14 protein-coding genes and 1 tRNA gene are annotated in these 16,715 nt (G+C 53.5%); 9 read left to right on the top strand and 6 right to left on the bottom strand.

The features are described from left to right. Positions 1-27 precede the first annotated feature (27 nt). Entirely contained in the window at positions 28-786 is a 759-nt protein-coding gene (gene miaE, locus GUC46_RS20995) for a tRNA isopentenyl-2-thiomethyl-A-37 hydroxylase MiaE (RefSeq protein WP_003839623.1), read from the top strand. Between the two features lie 163 nt (positions 787-949). Next, positions 950-1,780, top strand: a complete 831-nt coding sequence (locus GUC46_RS20990) for a hypothetical protein (protein WP_003839625.1) — start codon at positions 950-952, stop codon at positions 1,778-1,780. 26 nt (positions 1,781-1,806) lie between these two features. On the opposite strand, the gene GUC46_RS20985 is transcribed toward GUC46_RS20990, so the two are convergent. Further along, positions 1,807-2,304 carry a GNAT family N-acetyltransferase gene (locus GUC46_RS20985; RefSeq protein ID WP_046670837.1) on the bottom strand — a complete coding sequence of 166 codons (498 nt, stop codon included), beginning with the start codon at positions 2,302-2,304 and terminating at the stop codon, positions 1,807-1,809. Between the two features lie 187 nt (positions 2,305-2,491). Between GUC46_RS20985 and GUC46_RS20980 the strand changes: the two genes are divergently transcribed. Then, on the top strand, positions 2,492-3,691 hold the full coding sequence (locus GUC46_RS20980) for a YjgN family protein (RefSeq protein WP_130715204.1): 1,200 nt from the start codon (positions 2,492-2,494) through the stop codon (positions 3,689-3,691). Between the two features lie 57 nt (positions 3,692-3,748). Here the strand turns inward: GUC46_RS20980 and GUC46_RS20975 are convergent, their stop codons facing one another. From GUC46_RS20975 to pepA, 3 genes are all read right to left on the bottom strand, one after another. Continuing rightward, positions 3,749-6,604 (bottom strand): valine--tRNA ligase, encoded by a 2,856-nt coding sequence (locus GUC46_RS20975; RefSeq protein WP_049003492.1) that lies wholly within the window; start codon positions 6,602-6,604, stop codon positions 3,749-3,751. Next, positions 6,604-7,047, bottom strand: coding sequence for a DNA polymerase III subunit chi (holC, locus tag GUC46_RS20970; protein ID WP_003025862.1), 444 nt, complete (start codon positions 7,045-7,047; stop codon positions 6,604-6,606). The genes GUC46_RS20975 and holC overlap by 1 nt, the downstream gene beginning before the upstream one ends. Before the next feature lie 118 nt (positions 7,048-7,165). Next, positions 7,166-8,677 (bottom strand): leucyl aminopeptidase, encoded by a 1,512-nt coding sequence (gene pepA, locus GUC46_RS20965; protein WP_003025870.1) that lies wholly within the window; start codon positions 8,675-8,677, stop codon positions 7,166-7,168. A gap of 153 nt (positions 8,678-8,830) precedes the next feature. Between pepA and GUC46_RS24160 the strand changes: the two genes are divergently transcribed. The 3 genes from GUC46_RS24160 to lptG all read left to right on the top strand — a co-directional run bounded on the left by GUC46_RS24160 (position 8,831) and on the right by lptG (position 11,126). After that, entirely contained in the window at positions 8,831-8,881 is a 51-nt protein-coding gene (locus tag GUC46_RS24160) for a hypothetical protein (protein ID WP_212723231.1), read from the top strand. A gap of 62 nt (positions 8,882-8,943) precedes the next feature. After that, positions 8,944-10,044, top strand: a complete 1,101-nt coding sequence (gene lptF, locus GUC46_RS20960) for an LPS export ABC transporter permease LptF (RefSeq protein WP_003839630.1) — start codon at positions 8,944-8,946, stop codon at positions 10,042-10,044. Next, entirely contained in the window at positions 10,044-11,126 is a 1,083-nt protein-coding gene (lptG, locus tag GUC46_RS20955) for an LPS export ABC transporter permease LptG (RefSeq protein WP_003025875.1), read from the top strand. Before lptF ends, lptG begins: the two co-directional genes overlap by 1 nt. A 101-nt stretch (positions 11,127-11,227) precedes the next feature. Here the strand turns inward: lptG and GUC46_RS20950 are convergent, their stop codons facing one another. Both GUC46_RS20950 and GUC46_RS20945 read right to left on the bottom strand, forming a co-directional pair. Continuing rightward, the gene (locus GUC46_RS20950) at positions 11,228-12,730 is read right to left on the bottom strand and encodes a helicase HerA-like C-terminal domain-containing protein (protein WP_003025876.1); all 1,503 of its coding nucleotides are present in this window, start codon (positions 12,728-12,730) and stop codon (positions 11,228-11,230) included. A gap of 147 nt (positions 12,731-12,877) precedes the next feature. Next, the gene (locus tag GUC46_RS20945) at positions 12,878-13,897 is read right to left on the bottom strand and encodes an NAD(P)-dependent alcohol dehydrogenase (protein ID WP_032937718.1); all 1,020 of its coding nucleotides are present in this window, start codon (positions 13,895-13,897) and stop codon (positions 12,878-12,880) included. A 230-nt stretch (positions 13,898-14,127) separates the two neighbouring features. Between GUC46_RS20945 and GUC46_RS20940 the strand changes: the two genes are divergently transcribed. The 3 genes from GUC46_RS20940 (at position 14,128) to GUC46_RS20930 (ending at position 16,602) form a co-directional block, all read left to right on the top strand. Then, a tRNA-Leu gene (locus tag GUC46_RS20940) sits at positions 14,128-14,212 on the top strand. 534 nt (positions 14,213-14,746) lie between these two features. After that, complete coding sequence (locus tag GUC46_RS20935; protein ID WP_000843538.1) at positions 14,747-15,955, top strand: DNA cytosine methyltransferase; 1,209 nt, start codon at positions 14,747-14,749, stop codon at positions 15,953-15,955. Then, positions 15,952-16,602: an Eco29kI family restriction endonuclease gene (locus GUC46_RS20930; RefSeq protein ID WP_046275802.1), complete on the top strand. Its 651-nt coding sequence runs from the start codon at positions 15,952-15,954 to the stop codon at positions 16,600-16,602. The genes GUC46_RS20935 and GUC46_RS20930 overlap by 4 nt, the downstream gene beginning before the upstream one ends. Positions 16,603-16,715 lie beyond the last annotated feature (113 nt).

The following is a 16,715-nucleotide window of genomic DNA, read 5'->3' as shown; positions in this document are numbered from 1 at the left end:
CAGGCTGCCGCAGGCCAAGGACAATGTATGGATTATCTGCAAATACTCTCCCCGATTCACAATTTCCTGCACTGTAAAACGCCCCAGGCCTGGCTTGATAAAGCGCGAGACCCGGCTAATCTGCCTCTGTTATTGACCGACCACCTCGTCTGTGAGCTGAAAGCGGCGCAAACGGCGATGCTGCTGGTGCGTAAGTATGTCGCAGATAAACAGGGATCTCAGGCGCTGCTGGACTGGCTGAAACCCTATGAAGCGTTTGCTTTCAGAGAAGGGGATGAGCCGGATTTTATCGCGCTGAATAAACAGATAAGCAAAAGCGTGATGCCGCAAACCGACGACCCGTGGGGACGCAAGCTTATCGACAGCATGGTTTTGCTGATCAAAGAAGAACTGCATCATTTCTGGCAGGTGCGTGAGGCGATGATGAGTCGCAACATTCCCTATATTAAGATTACCGCCAGCCGTTACGCCAAAGGCATGCTCAAAGAGGTACGCACCCACGAGCCGCTGACGTTAATCGATAAACTGATTTGCGGGGCTTACATTGAGGCGCGTTCCTGTGAACGGTTCGCCGCGCTCGCACCGTATCTGGATGACGATTTGCAGGCGTTTTATCTGTCGCTGCTGCGATCCGAGGCGCGGCACTATCAGGATTACCTGGCGCTGGCGCAGCAGGTTTCAACCGATGATATCAGTAGCCGGGTGCAGTTTTTTGGCGAAGTAGAAGCCGCGTTGATCACCTCTCCTGACGATGAATTCCGCTTTCACAGCGGTGTGCCAGCTTAGTTCCTTTCTTTGACGCGCGTGCCCATCGCCGCGCGGTTTAATCCTTCCTGTTTCTGTTAGCAAAATCTGGTGGCTGGAAATAGCTCGCTGCTGCCGTAATAATCAAAACATCGAAGGGGAAATATATCCCTGTAACAGAGACGATTTGACATAAGGATGGTTAATGAACTGGGCACACGTTTTGTTGGCAGGTTATATCGGGGCGGTGATTGCTATCGTCGTCGGCATGTTTCGCAAAAAAGGCTGGCTGGGCAAGGTCTCCGGCGCGGTGGTCTTTGTGGTGGCGATTATCGCGTGGAATCTGTTTGATGTGCACTACCTGATCCCACGCGAAAGCCCGGATTATGGTCTGACGGATGCGCAGAAATTTGAAAACGCGATGCTGTCCATGCCCGTTTATCAGGTGCTTAAGGAGCAGGAGCCAGCGCTGTGGCAGAACATCCTCACCCAGGCAACGCAGCTGAAAGAGGCGGGGAAAAGCGAGCAACAGATTATCGACGCTATTCAGCCGCAGATCCTACAGGTACAGATGGCGCGTTTGCAGCAGGCGCCTGATGCCAACGTGATCGAGTATATGAAGATTAATCTCGAGCAGATTGCCGCGGTGGCAAAAGTGGGCAATGACGAATGTTTTCGCTTTTTGTTCCCGGCAGTGAAAGGCGGGATTAACCCGGTGCGTATTATTCCGCGCGAGCTCATGAACCGTCGTATGGCCAGCGACATGAGTATGATGCACGCGGCCTATGGCCCGAACAAACATACGGTTACGGCGGAAGAAAAACAGTTGGCGCTTCAGGATCTGCAATCCATCAGTCCGGGGCTGGTACAACGCTTTGGACCGGATATCCAAATCATGGCCGATCCGAGTAAAGGCGTGGGCAAAGAGAAAGTCGCCTGTGAAATGGTGCAAGATTTATGGTCACAGGTGCTGAAGCTGCCAACCGCTCGCGCGGCTGGCGTTATTCGACTGATGCTCTCAGCCGAGATGCAGTAACGCGGTTAAAGCCTCTCGGCGTAAGGTCAGAGGGGCTTTAACATTCGCACTTCACAATCTACGTGCCCGGTACAGCCCAGCGCTTCGCTGATATGCTCAAAGCCTAAATGCTCATACAGGCGAATTGCCTCAGTCAGAAAAGCCGTGGTCTCAAGATAGCACTGCTTAAAACCTTGCTCACGGGCATGTTCAAGCGCCATCAGCGCCAGTTTTTTCGCCAGCCCCTGACCGCGCGCGCTCGACAGGAAGTACATCTTTTGCAGCTCGCAAATGTCTGGTTCACTACATCCTAACGGTGCAACACCGCCGCCGCCCACGACTTCACCGTTTTGCTCAACCACCCAGTAGGCCGCGCCCGGCTGGCTGTAAACCTGGAACAATTCGTCCAGATTAGGGTCGGCAACGGTGTAGCCTTTATCGGCGGTCAGGCCGTATTCGGCGGAAACCTGGCGGATCACGGCAGCGATAGCTGGATTATCTTCAGCCGTCAGAGGACGTAACGTGAGTGATTCGACAACATTCATTTTACTACCCGATTAAACAATGCTAATAAATTTATCTAATAGCACTCTCTGAATTGCGATGCAAGTAACTTATAAATCGAGAGGGTGTATGTTCGCCTGACTAGTAATAAGATAATATATTTGAGCAGGTAATTGTGATGCCTGCAAATAATTATCATTGGAAAGGTTAATTAAATCAGGGAAAATTATGGATGGAAATTTTAAGGGTGAAAGCCAGTCTTCTCAGGCGTTTAAGTTTACCGGAGACGGCGGTCGCTATTTTCTTATTTGTCTTGTGAATTCATTATTGGTATTTATTACTTTGGGTATTTACCTGCCCTGGGCGCTGATGAAATGTCGCCGTTATATTTATTCTAACATGAAATTAGATGGGCAGTCTTTCACCTACGGCGTGACGGGCGGATCGGTTTTTTTAAGCTGGTTAATGCTGATGGTGATTTATATTGTTGGCATGGTGTTGATTAGTTACAATTATATTTTTGCCGGATCTCTAATCCTGCTTCTGCTGGTTTTATCAATCCCTGTGTTGATCGTTAAGAACCTGCACTATCAGGGGATGATGACCACCCTGAACGGTATCCGTTTCAGTTTCAAATGCGGGGCAATGCGGGCCTGGTGGAATATGCTGGGGCTACCCATAGCCATGCTGCTGGGGTGGAGCGCGGTGATATTTGCGCTTGTGCAGATTTGCCCGATGGAAACGGCGGGGGAGATGATTTTCTCTGTAATAGTGATTGGACTGATCGGGCTGGTGGGATTGGGGGTCGCTAGCGGTATATCTTACAGCCGACTGATGACCATTGTTGGCCAGGGCGGTCGTTTCGGCATTCATCGCTTTGACGTACAAATCAATGTTCGTCACTGTATTAAATCGGCGATTCTGGCAATGATGGCGCTGATTCCTTTCCTGGTGGTGGTCGGTTTTATTCTGAGTGCACTGCTTCTGTCTATGGCGGAACTGGATACTACTGCCATGACAGAGGATGAGCTCGAAATGATGATATTTCTCGAATATCAGCGCCAGATTATTATCAGTGAAATCATTTATTACATAGGTATTGCGGTATCCATGAGCTATTTGACCGTGGCGTTCCGCAATCATTTCCTTAATAATCTGAAATTAGCTGACGGCAATATTCGCTTTCGTTCAACGTTGACGTTTCATGGCATGGTTTACCGCTTAGGTAGCCTGTATGTGATTTCAGCCATTACCGGTGGACTGGCATATCCTTTGCTGAGAATGTGGGTCATTGCGTGGCTGGCGGAAAATACCTTTGTCGTCGGTAATCTTGATGAACTAGAGCTAACCAATAGCGATGACGTCGTTGAAAACGGCGTGGTGGCGCGCCTTTCTCGTGGCATGATGCCGACGCTGGACTTCATGTAAAAACAACAGGGCCGGAGCAAGCTCCGGCCTTTAATGCAGCGATAACCTCAACAACAATTACAGCGCGGCGATGACCGCCTGCTGTTCAATCAGCTTCGCTTTGGCTTCTGCGTAACCGTCCAGCTTCTCACGCTCTTTGGCGATGACCGCTTCAGGGGCGCGGGCAACGAAACCTTCGTTGGACAGTTTGCCTTCGATACGGGCAATCTCACCTTCGATTTTCGCCACTTCTTTCGCCAGACGCGCCAGCTCATCTTCTTTGTTGATGAGACCCGCCATCGGGATCAGCAGCTCGGCACCGTCGATGATTTTGGTCACGGAGACCGGACCTTTGTCATCGGCTGGCAGCACGGTGATGCTTTCCAGACGCGCCAGGTTCAGCAGGAAGCTCTTGTTGTCGTTGACCCGACGCATCGCATCCGCGCTGCAACCACGCAGCAGCAGCTCCAGCGGTTTGCCCGGGGCGATGTTCATTTCCGCACGAATATTACGTACGGCAACGATCGCCTGCTTCAGCCATTCGGTATCGGCCAACGCCGCTTCGTCTACCTGAGCCGCGTTATATTCCGGGAACGGCTGCAGCATGATGGTGTCGGCGGTAATGCCGCAGATAACCTTCACGCGCTGCCAGATGGTTTCGGTAATGAACGGGATGATCGGATGCGCCAGGCGCAGCAGACCTTCCAGCACGGTCACCAGCGTATTGCGGGTGCCGCGCAGTTCAGCATCAGTTCCTCCGGTCATTACCGGCTTGGTCAGCTCCAGATACCAGTCGCAGAACTGGTTCCAGGTGAACTCGTACAGAATGCCCGCGGCGATATCGAAGCGGAAGTTATCCAGCGCTTCGCGGTACGCTTTGATGGTCTGGTTGAATTCAGCGAGGATCCAGCGGTCTGCCAGAGACAGGGTCATTTCGCCGCCGTTGAAACCGCAATCCTGATCTTCGGTGTTCATCAGCACGAAGCGGCTGGCGTTCCACAGCTTGTTACAGAAGTTACGGTAACCTTCCAGACGCTTCATATCCCAGTTGATGTCGCGGCCAGTAGAGGCCAGCGCCGCCAGGGTGAAACGCAGGGCGTCGGTGCCGTGCGGCTCGATGCCGTTCGGGAACTGCTTCTCGGTACGTTTGGCGATCTTCTCGGCCAGCTGCGGCTGCATCATGTTGCCGGTACGTTTTTCCAGCAGCTCCGGCAGTGAGATACCGTCGACCATATCCAGCGGGTCAATTACGTTGCCCTTGGATTTGGACATCTTCTGGCCTTCGTCGTCGCGAATCAGACCGGTCATGTAGACGGTATGGAACGGAACCTGCGGCTTGCCGTTTTCATCTTTGATGAAGTGCATGGTCATCATGATCATGCGGGCAATCCAGAAGAAGATGATGTCGAAGCCGGAGACCATCACGCTGGTTGGGTGGAACTGACGCAGCGCGTCGGTGTTTTCCGGCCAGCCCAGGGTAGAGAAGGTCCACAGCGCGGAGGAGAACCAGGTGTCGAGAACGTCTTCGTCCTGACGCAGCGCAACGTCGGCGCCGAGGTTGTTTTCCTGACGCACTTCGTCTTCGGTACGGCCAACATATACGTTGCCGTCGTTGTCATACCATGCCGGGATACGGTGACCCCACCACAGCTGACGGGAAATACACCAGTCCTGAATATCGCGCATCCAGGAGAAGTACATGTTTTCGTACTGCTTCGGTACGAACTGAATGTCGCCGTTTTCAACCGCTTCAACCGCCGGTTTTGCCAGCACGTCGGCACGGACGTACCACTGGTCGGTCAGCATCGGTTCGATAACCACGCCGCCACGGTCGCCGTAAGGAACGGTCAGATCGTGAGGTTTGATCTCTTCCAGCAGGCCCATCGCATCAATGGCAGCGACGATCGCTTTACGCGCGGCAAAGCGTTCCAGCTTCTGGAACTCAGCCGGGATTGCGTTGGAGTAAACGTCGGACTCTTCACCTTTGGTGTCGTACACTTCCGCGGTTTCACGGATGTCACCGTCAAAGGTCAGAATGTTGATCATCGGCAGGCCGTGACGTTTCCCGACTTCGTAGTCGTTAAAGTCGTGTGCCGGGGTGATCTTCACGCAGCCGGTACCTTTTTCCATATCGGCGTGTTCATCACCGACGATCGGAATACGGCGGTCAACCAGCGGCAGAATAACGAATTTGCCGATCAGATCTTTATAGCGCGGATCTTCCGGATTCACGGCCACGCCGGTGTCGCCCAGAATGGTTTCCGGACGGGTGGTCGCCACGACCAGGTAATCTTTACCGTCTGCGGTTTTCGCGCCGTCGGCCAGCGGATAGCGGATATGCCACATGGAGCCTTTAGACTCGCGGTTTTCCACTTCCAGGTCAGAAATAGCGGTGCGCAGTTTCGGGTCCCAGTTTACCAGGCGCTTACCACGGTAAATCAGGTCTTCTTTGTACAGGCGAACAAAGACTTCTTTCACGGCATTGGAAAGACCTTCGTCCATAGTGAAACGCTCGCGCTCCCAGTCAACGGAGTTGCCGAGACGGCGCATCTGGCGGGTAATGGTGCCGCCGGATTCCGCTTTCCACTGCCAAATTTTATCGATAAACGCTTCGCGACCGTAGTCATGACGGGTTTTACCTTCTTCAGCGGCAATCTTACGCTCAACCACCATCTGGGTAGCGATACCCGCGTGGTCGGTACCAGCCTGCCACAGGGTGTTTTTACCCTGCATGCGCTGGTAGCGAATCATGGTATCCATGATGGTTTGCTGGAAAGCATGACCCATATGCAAACTGCCGGTGACGTTCGGCGGCGGGATCATGATGCAGAAGGACTCTTTGCTTTCATCGCCGTTAGGTTTGAAATAGCCCTGCTTTTCCCAGTGCTCGTAAAGCGGCTGTTCGATATCTTGTGGGTTGTATGTCTTTTCCATTATTTCCAGGTTGCCGTATTCAGGTTAAAACCAGCCACGCGGTAAGCTTTGTAGCGATCGCGTGCCGATTGTTTCAAAGAATCTTCGTAAGGAACGAAGTCTATCACTTCTGTGAAAGCGGTGGCAAAATCTGCAAAGCCAACGCGCAAACTGATGAGCAGGTCGCGCGGGCTGCTATTGCGTTTCTCCGGCCAGGCAATCTCTACCGGCGCGCCGCCTCTGGGGCCTTCGCCCGCCAGATTATGCGGAACAAAGCTTTCTGCCGGTCTTGCCCACAGGGCTTCATCCAGTCGAAGAGCCTGCTTTTCGTTTTCACAGGCGATAAGCACGCGCTTGCCAGCCCGCCAACGTTCTGCGGCAATTTCACACACCAGTTGCTCGACGGCGCTTAAACCATCTTGTTGTGTGTCGTTGTCCAGAAGATAGAACGTCGCATTCTTCATATATGGGGCTTCTTGTGGTGGATTTAAATGCAAAGCCGGGTGGCGCTACGCTTACCCGGCCTACGGTTGAGTGACGTTGTAGGCCGGGTAAGGCGAAGCCGCCACCCGGCGTTTTACATCACTCTTCGCCGTTAAAACCCGCGCGATTGAGCAGGAACTGCGACAGTAACGCGACCGGACGACCGGTTGCACCTTTGGCTTTACCGGAGCGCCATGCGGTACCAGCGATATCCAGGTGCGCCCAGTTGTACTTACGGGTAAAGCGTGACAGGAAGCAGCCCGCGGTAATGGCGCCGCCAGGGCGTCCGCCGATGTTCGCCATATCCGCAAAGTTAGACTCTAACTGCTCCTGGTATTCATCACCCAGCGGCAAACGCCACGCGCGATCGCCAGCCTGCTCGGACGCACCGATCAGCTCATGCGCCAGCGGGTTGTGGTTCGACATCAGGCCGGTGATGTGATGGCCCAGAGCAATCACGCACGCGCCGGTCAGGGTCGCAACGTCAATCACCGCCTCCGGCTCAAAGCGCTCGACGTAGGTTAACACGTCGCACAGCACCAGACGTCCTTCGGCGTCGGTATTGAGCACTTCAACGGTCTGACCAGACATGGTGGTCAGCACGTCGCCTGGGCGATACGCGCGGCCACCCGGCATATTTTCGCAGCCCGCCAGTACGCCGACGACGTTGATGGGCAGTTGAAGCTCGGCCACCATGCGCATTACGCCGTACACAGCCGCCGCGCCGCACATGTCGTACTTCATCTCATCCATGCCTTCGGCTGGTTTGATGGAGATACCGCCGGAGTCGAAGGTTAACCCTTTACCGACCAGTACAATCGGACGCGCGTCTTCGGACGGGTTGCCTTTGTACTCGATGACTGACATCAGCGACTCGTTCTGCGAACCGTGACCGACGGCGAGATAAGAGTGCATACCCAGCTCTTTCATCTGCTGCTCGCCGATCACGCGGGTCACAACATTTTTGCTGTAGCTGTCTGCCAGCTGACGCGCCTGAGAGGCCAGATAAGCTGCGTTACAGATGTTCGGCGGCATGTTGCCGAGATCTTTCGCCGCTTTAATGCCAGCGGCGATTGCCAGACCGTGTTGGATCGCACGCTCACCGCTGGTCAGCTCGCGGCGGGTCGGCACGTTGAAGACCATTTTACGCAGCGGGCGACGCGGCTCGCTTTTGTTGGTCTTCAACTGGTCAAAGCTGTACAGCGTTTCCTGTGCCGTCTCAACGGCCTGGCGCACTTTCCAGTAGTTATTACGCCCTTTGACGTGAAGCTCAGTCAGAAAGCACACGGCTTCCATTGAGCCAGTATCATTCAGCGTATTGATGGTTTTCTGAATGACCTGCTTGTACTGGCGCTCATCAAGTTCGCGCTCTTTGCCACAACCAATAAGGAGAATTCGCTCAGACAGAACGTTAGGAACATGGTGCAGCAACAGGGTTTGACCCGGTTTGCCTTCCAGTTCGCCACGACGCAGCAGTGCGCTGATGTACCCGTCGCTGATCTTGTCGAGCTGCTCTGCAATCGGAGAGAGGCGGCGTGGTTCAAAGACACCCACGACGATGCACGCACTCCGCTGTTTCTCCGGGCTACCGCTTTTTACACTGAACTCCATGCACTACGCTCCTGAATCTTAAAGACAACGGCGGTGGCTACGGATAGAATTGCAAGCTTTCGTAACTCATACCCGCTGTTGCGGTGACTTCGTGTTAATCTTAACGTTATTACGGCATTGGCACGTCAGAACAATTTCTGAGAGGTGGATCCGTTGAGTATAATGATCTTAGCGACGATTTCGACGACTCAAGAGAATAAATGACGTTTAAGCCATGAAACAAGCTAAATTCCGGCAAAAGACGGGTTTTTACGGGCGTATTTAAAGTGATAATCATAAGATATCTGGTTCGGGAAACGCTCAAAAGCCAACTTGCGATCCTATTCATCCTGCTTTTGATCTTCTTTTGTCAAAAGTTGGTCAGGATCCTTGGTGCGGCTGTTGACGGTGATATCCCGGCAAATCTGGTGCTCTCGCTGCTGGGGCTGGGCGTGCCAGAAATGGCGCAACTTATCTTGCCCTTAAGCCTGTTCCTCGGGCTGCTGATGACGCTGGGCAAACTGTATACCGAAAGTGAAATTACGGTCATGCATGCCTGCGGGCTGAGCAAGGCTGTGCTTGTTAAAGCGGCGATGGTGCTGGCGTTGTTTACCAGTATTATTGCGGCGGTCAACGTGATGTGGGCCGGACCGTGGTCCTCCAGACATCAGGACGAAGTCCTGGCGGAGGCGAAAGCGAACCCCGGTATGGCGGCGCTTGCTCAGGGGCAATTCCAGCAGGCGACCAACGGCAGTTCGGTGCTGTTTATCGAAAGCGTTGACGGCAGCAACTTCAAAGACGTGTTCCTCGCGCAAATCCGCCCGAAAGGCAACGCTCGTCCTTCGGTCGTCGTAGCCGATTCCGGACATCTTACCCAATTGCGCGATGGCTCTCAGGTTGTGACGCTAAACCAGGGGACGCGCTTTGAAGGTACCGCGCTGCTGCGCGATTTCCGCATTACCGACTTCCAGGATTATCAGGCGATTATCGGCCATCAGGCCGTGGCGCTGGATCCAAACGATACCGAACAGATGACCATGCGTACGCTGCTGGCGACCGACACCGATCGTGCCCGCGCGGAGCTGACCTGGCGTATCACGTTAGTATTCACCGTATTTATGATGGCGCTGATGGTTGTACCGCTGAGCGTGGTGAACCCGCGTCAGGGTCGCGTGCTGTCGATGCTGCCGGCAATGTTGCTCTATTTGCTGTTCTTCCTGGTTCAGACATCGCTGAAGTCGAACGGTGGCAAAGGTAAGCTGGATCCGGTGTTCTGGATGTGGGTGGTTAACCTGGCTTATCTGGCGCTGGCGATTGTGCTTAACCTCTGGGATACGGTGCCGATGCGCCGCTTGCGTGCCCGTTTTATGCGTAAAGGAGCGGTATAATGCAGCCTTTTGGTGTACTTGACCGCTATATCGGTAAAACCATTTTCACCACCATCATGATGACGCTGTTCATGCTGGTGTCGCTCTCCGGGATCATCAAGTTCGTTGACCAGCTGAAAAAAGCCGGGCAGGGGAGCTACGATGCGATGGGCGCCGGGCTGTATACCCTGCTCAGTGCGCCGAAAGATATCCAGATCTTCTTCCCGATGGCGGCGCTGCTGGGGGCATTGCTGGGGCTGGGCATGCTGGCCCAGCGTAGTGAACTGGTGGTGATGCAGGCTTCTGGCTTTACCCGTATGCAGGTGGCGTTGTCGGTGATGAAAACCGCGATTCCGCTGGTGCTGCTGACGATGGCCATTGGCGAATGGGTCGCACCGCAGGGTGAACAGATGGCGCGTAACTACCGTGCGCAGCAGATGTACGGCGGCTCGCTGCTCTCTACCCAGCAGGGTTTGTGGGCGAAAGACGGTGACAGCTTTGTCTACATCGAGCGGGTGAAAGGCGAGGCCGAGTTGGGCGGGATTAGCATCTACTCGTTTAACGACAAGCGCCGTCTGCAGTCTGTACGCTATGCTGCAAGCGCGACGTTTGACCCGGAGCAGAAGGTCTGGCGTTTGTCGCAGGTGGATGAATCCAACCTGACCGATCCGAAACAAATCACCGGTTCGCAAACGGTGAGCGGCACCTGGAAAACCAACCTGACGCCCGACAAGCTCGGCGTCGTGGCGTTGGATCCTGACGCGCTGTCGATTAGCGGTCTGCATAACTACGTGAAGTACCTGAAGTCGAGCGGCCAGGATGCCGGACGCTACCAGCTCAATATGTGGAGCAAAGTCTTCCAGCCGCTATCAGTGGCGGTCATGATGCTGATGGCGTTGTCGTTTATCTTTGGTCCGCTGCGTAGCGTCCCGATGGGTGTGCGTGTGGTGACGGGGATTAGCTTCGGTTTTGTGTTCTATGTGCTGGACCAAATCTTTGGCCCGCTGACGCTGGTGTACGGCATTCCGCCGATTATCGGTGCGCTGCTGCCAAGCGCCAGCTTCTTCCTGATAAGCCTGTGGCTGATGCTGCGTAAATCGTAATCACAGTAATCGTAGGCCTGATGGCGTTGCGCTTTTCAGGCCTACTCCGGACCCGTAGGCCGGATAAGGCGTTAAGCCGCCATCCGGCAACGTAATACGGGCTAGCGTTTTCTCCCGCCCATCAAACTCCCCAACATGCCGCGGATTATCTGATTAGTAACCTGTCGCGCCGCGCTTTTCGCCACGCTCTGTACCACGCCATCGCGCTTGCCGCCGCGCGGCCCTGTGCTGCCAAATAAAATATCCTTCAATCCACCGAGAATACCGCCGTCCACCTCGACCGCTTTACCGTTGGCGGGAGGCGTATTTTGCTGCTCGGTACTGGCCTGCACGCCCTGCTGTAAACGTTCATAGGCGGACTCTCGGTCGATATCTTCTTCATATTTGCCGTACAGCGAAGAGTGATTAATCAGCCCGTTGCGCTCGTCGTCCGTCACCGGTCCCATCCGTGAGCACGGCGCAATCACCATCGCCCGTTCAACCACCGACGGGCTGCCTTTGGCGTCCAGAAACGACACCAGCGCCTCGCCGGTTCCCAGCTCCTGAATGGCTTTTTCGGTATCAAATGCCGGGTTGGCGCGCATGGTTTGCGCCGCGGTTTTCACCGCTTTCTGATCTTTCGGCGTGAACGCGCGCAGGGCGTGCTGCACGCGGTTCCCCAACTGACCAAGCACGTTGTCCGGAATATCCGACGGGTTTTGCGAGACGAACCACACGCCGACCCCTTTCGAGCGGATCAGACGGATCACCTGTTCGATTTTATCCAGCAACACCTGCGGGGCATCGTTGAACAGCAGATGCGCTTCATCAAAGAAGAACACCAGTTTTGGTTTCTCCAGATCGCCCGCTTCCGGCAACTGTTCGTACAGTTCGGAGAGCATCCACAGCAGGCTGGCGGCGTACAGTTTGGGCATCTGGTAGAGCTTCTCGGCGCTGAGGATATTAATCATCCCTTTGCCGCTGGCGTCGGTACGCATCCAGTCTTTGATGTCCAGCATCGGTTCGCCAAAGAAGTGTGCCGCTCCCTGCTGCTCCAGCGACAGCAGTCCGCGCTGGATAGCCCCGACCGAAGCGCTGCTGATATTGCCGTACTGATTCTGGAAGGATTTAGCGTTATCGCCGATGTACTGAGTGATGGCCCGCAGGTCTTTGAAATCGAGCAGCAGCAGGCCCTGGTCATCGGCAATGCGGAAGATAATATCCAGCACGCCGGACTGAACGTCGTTGAGATTCAACAGACGAGCCAGCAGCAGCGGCCCGAGGTCAGATACCGTGGCTCGCACCGGGTGACCTTTTTCGCCGAAGATATCCCACACCGTGACCGGATTACCATGCGGTTGCCAGTCGGTAATGCCGATGTTTTTCAGGCGGGCGAGCAGCTTTTCAGAGGCTTGTCCTTCCTCGGCCACGCCGGTTAAATCACCTTTCACATCGGCCATAAATACCGGTACGCCAATCTCGGACAACGATTCGGCCAGCTTTTGTAGTGTGACGGTTTTACCGGTCCCGGTCGCGCCGGTAATCAGCCCGTGACGGTTGGCCATGCCTGGCAGTAAAAACAGTTCGGTGTCCGGCGTGCGGGCAATTAGCAGGGGTGCGCTCATTGAGATTTCCTCCATTTATCCTGCCTGGAGTATAGGCAACCGTGACGCACTCTTCACCGCTAAATTGCGGAGATTGTGAGGAGAATTTTACCTGCCTGGAATAGCGGGGAGAATAGCCGGGAAGCTTACGCCTCCCGGCAAAGACGATCAGAAGTCGGCTTTCAGCACCACGCGGTAGCGGGCCTTGCCGTCACGCACATGCTGGATTGCTTCGTTAATTTGCGACATCGGGTACAGCTCGGTGGTAGGCGACACCTTGCTGCGCCCGGCAAACTTCATCAGCTTGCGCAGCTCGAATGGCGTCCCGGTCGCCGAACCGGAGATGCTGCGATCCCCGGCAATTAAGGTAAACGCCGGAACTGGCAGCGGCTTCAGCACTGCACCGACGGTATGGAAGTTACCGCCGTAGGCCAGCGCTTCAAAATAGGGCTGCCAGTCGAGATCGACGTTAACCGTGTTAATGATGAGATCGAACTGACCCGCCAGCGCTTTTAGCGCATCTGGATCGCGGCTGTTGACCACTTTATCCGCCCCCATCGCCAGCACTTCCTGCTCTTTCGCCGGATTGGAACTGAATGCGGTCACTTCGCAGCCCATCGCGTGTAACAGCTTAATGGCGATATGTCCCAGGCCACCGATGCCGATCACCCCGACGCGGCTGGTGGCGGTGATATGGTGCATCAGCAGCGGTTTGAACACCGTAATGCCGCCGCACAATAATGGGCCAGCGGCCGCCAGATCGATACTCTCCGGCAGCGGGATCACCCACTGCCAGTCGGCCCGCAGCTTCTCGGCAAAGCCGCCGCGATTAAGAATAGTGGGAACGGAACCTTCCAGGCAGTTGATTTGATTACCGCTGATACAGGCGTCGCAGTGCCCGCAGCTGCGGGCCGTCCAGCCAATACCGACGCGCTGACCAACCTTCAGCCCCTTATCCTGCGCCGCGCTGCCGAGAGCTGCCACGCGACCAATCACCTCATGCCCGGCAACCAGCGGATACTGAGAGAACCCCCATTCGTTGTCGATCATCGACAAATCAGAATGGCAGATACCGCAGTAATCGACCTGGACTTCGACATCTTCCGGCTTGAGCTCGCCCGCATCATATTCATAGAGTTCGAGTTCGCTGCCTGCTTCTTTGGCGGCGTAGCTTTTTATCATCGACATCGTGTTTCCCTCAGTGTGGTGTTGAACTGGAAGTGTAGAGCATGGGGAAACGGGACGCTTCGCAGAAGGGGGGATTAGGGTGGTTGTTGCGGGGAATAAACTGTGATGAGGGTTACAGGTGGGAAAGGTAATGCTGAAATTTTCAACACTTAGCGAGCCAGACACACGCTGGCGCTTGCATGGTGGCGCACGACAGGTATAATCCACAACGTTTTCCGCATCCCTTCCGTGCCGGAGTGGCGAAATCGGTAGACGCAGTTGATTCAAAATCAACCGTAGAAATACGTGCCGGTTCGAGTCCGGCCTTCGGCACCATCTACATTTTTTCCTTGAAAAACAAGCGATTAAGTAAATTATTTTACCTTTTTTGCCTGTCTAATCTTCACTGATTCTTTCCCGTATAAAAGCCACTGTGATTGTTAATGGCTTTGGTATGTTAGCACGCAGTGGCAAGTAGTTACCAGGCTCAACCTTGTACTGCATACGCCAGTATGCCCCCCTTTGAAGCCGGAAGACGCGCCGCCGTCTCTAAACCTATGCCAAGCACTTTTAACCGTTCCACACTTAGTTCGGCGTTCCGTTCAAGCCTGTCGTGGTAAATCACCACGAATAAACAAGCAAATTCGCGGTATGGTATTCGTTACGAGAGCGGTTAACTGACAAGACTCCTGTGATACGCCTAAGGCGCTTAAATTGATGCGTCCAACGTGGCACAAAAGGTGGTCTATCGTTTAATTTTGCTCCATACATCAACTGGCATTGCCAGCTGTATGGGGCTTGGTCTGCTGGTTCCGATGAACGGATTAAATTGCTAAGATGCAGACCATAAGCCATAAGGCGGAGATAAGTATGAAATCTGTAGAACTATTTGCCGGTGCTGGTGGCTTGGCTATGGGTTGCGAAATTGCTGGTTTTGAGCATCTTGCAGTCGTTGAATGGGATAAATGGGCCTGTGATACCGTTAGAGAGAACAAAAAGAATGGCTTTCCGCTGTTGTCTGATTGGGATCTTTTTGAGGGCGATGTAAGAGAATTTGATTGGTCGAAAATCCCTAAAGGGATTGACCTTCTTGCGGGAGGGCCACCTTGCCAGCCATTTTCAATCGGTGGTAAGCACAAGGCTAATTCTGATTCGCGGGACATGTTTCCAGCGACAGCAGAAGCGATCAGGCAAATTCGCCCCAAGGCTTTCATCGTCGAGAATGTGAAAGGCTTAACACGGGCAACCTTTGCGAGCTATTTCCAGTACATCCAGTTACAGCTTGAGTTTCCAGAAGTAGCCCCGCGAAATGGCGAAGACTGGAGCGAGCATTTAAAACGCTTGCAGGAAGAAAAAACCAGTGGAAAGAACAAAGGGAGAGGGCTGACGTATAACGTTCTGGCTACGTTAGTCAATGCAGCAGACTACGGCATCCCACAAAAACGTGAGCGTGTCTTCATTGTTGGCTTCCGCGATGATCTTGAAATTGAGTGGTCGTTCCCTAAACCGACACACAGTTATGATGCACTCGTTTATGATCAGTGGGTTACTGGTGATTACTGGAAACGACACGGTTTAGAAATGCCAACTGTTCCAAGCCAGATGGTTAACCGTATCGCAAAATTGCGTAAAAATCCTCCCGATACACTTCCGTGGAAAACAGTTCGAGATGCAATTGCGGATTTGCCAGATCCTGAAACAAAGGCGGCAAAGATGATCCGGAATCATGCGTTCCAGGCGGGGGCACGAACTTATCCCGGTCATACCGGAAGCCCCTTAGATCTGCCAGCTAAAACGCTCAAAGCAGGTGCTCATGGCGTTCCTGGGGGCGAGAACATGCTTGTTCGTGATGATGGCTCAGTACGCTATTTTACTGTGCGAGAAAGTGCCAGAATTCAAACATTTCCCGATAGTTATCGTTTTCACGGGAGTTGGACTGAAACTATGAGGCAGTTAGGTAACGCTGTGCCGGTTCATTTGGCGTATTGCGTTGCCAGCAGTGTAGCGGAAAAGCTGCTGACCTCTGAAATTGGGAACATCCTTAAGCAGGGTGGCAATTATAAAAGGGCTTCTGCATGACAGGAAAGGTCATACCATTTAATCCACTTGATAAACAAAATTTAGGTGCCAGCGTTGCGGAAGCCTTATTGAGCAAAGATGCTCATCCTCTGGAGGAGTTAACCTCATTTCAAGGAGCAGGGATTTACGCAATTTATTACACTGGCGATCATCCTGCTTATGGGCAACTGGCAGAACTGAATCGTGACGGGCAATTTCGATTGCCTATCTACGTGGGTAAGGCCGTCCCAGCAGGGGCGAGAATGGGGCTTACCAACCCTGATAAGGTTGGTAACGTTCTGTTTAGGCGCTTGAAAGAACATGCAGAAAGTGTTCGCGCAGCGGAAAATCTTTCGATTGAAGATTTTTATTGTCGATTTTTGGTTGTTGATGACATCTGGATCCCATTGGGAGAATCGCTGGTTATCTCTCGCTTTAAACCGATTTGGAACTCGTCTATTGATGGTTTCGGTAATCATGACCCAGGTAAGCATCGCTACACTGGTTTACGTCCTCGCTGGGACTTTATGCACCCGGGGAGAGGATGGGCTCAAAATTTACGTGAGCGTGATGAAACTGTGGATGAACTCATTCGTGATTCTATACAGTATCTTCAGAATTTACCGCCTTGCTTGGCTCAGAAATTTATCGAAGCTGAAGGCGATTAATCAGCAAATGATCATCGGGGGCATCTGCCTCCGAATGTGATTAAGCCTTGGTTGACAAAGTGGTTGCTTAAAACATTAAGCGTTAATTTTCTGGCCCTCTACCTTCTGACGTG

It is taken from the genome of Citrobacter sp. LUTT5, assembly GCF_009905315.1.
GTDB classification, from domain to species: Bacteria; Pseudomonadota; Gammaproteobacteria; order Enterobacterales; family Enterobacteriaceae; genus Citrobacter; species Citrobacter freundii.
This window is presented reverse-complemented; position numbering and strand designations above follow the sequence as displayed.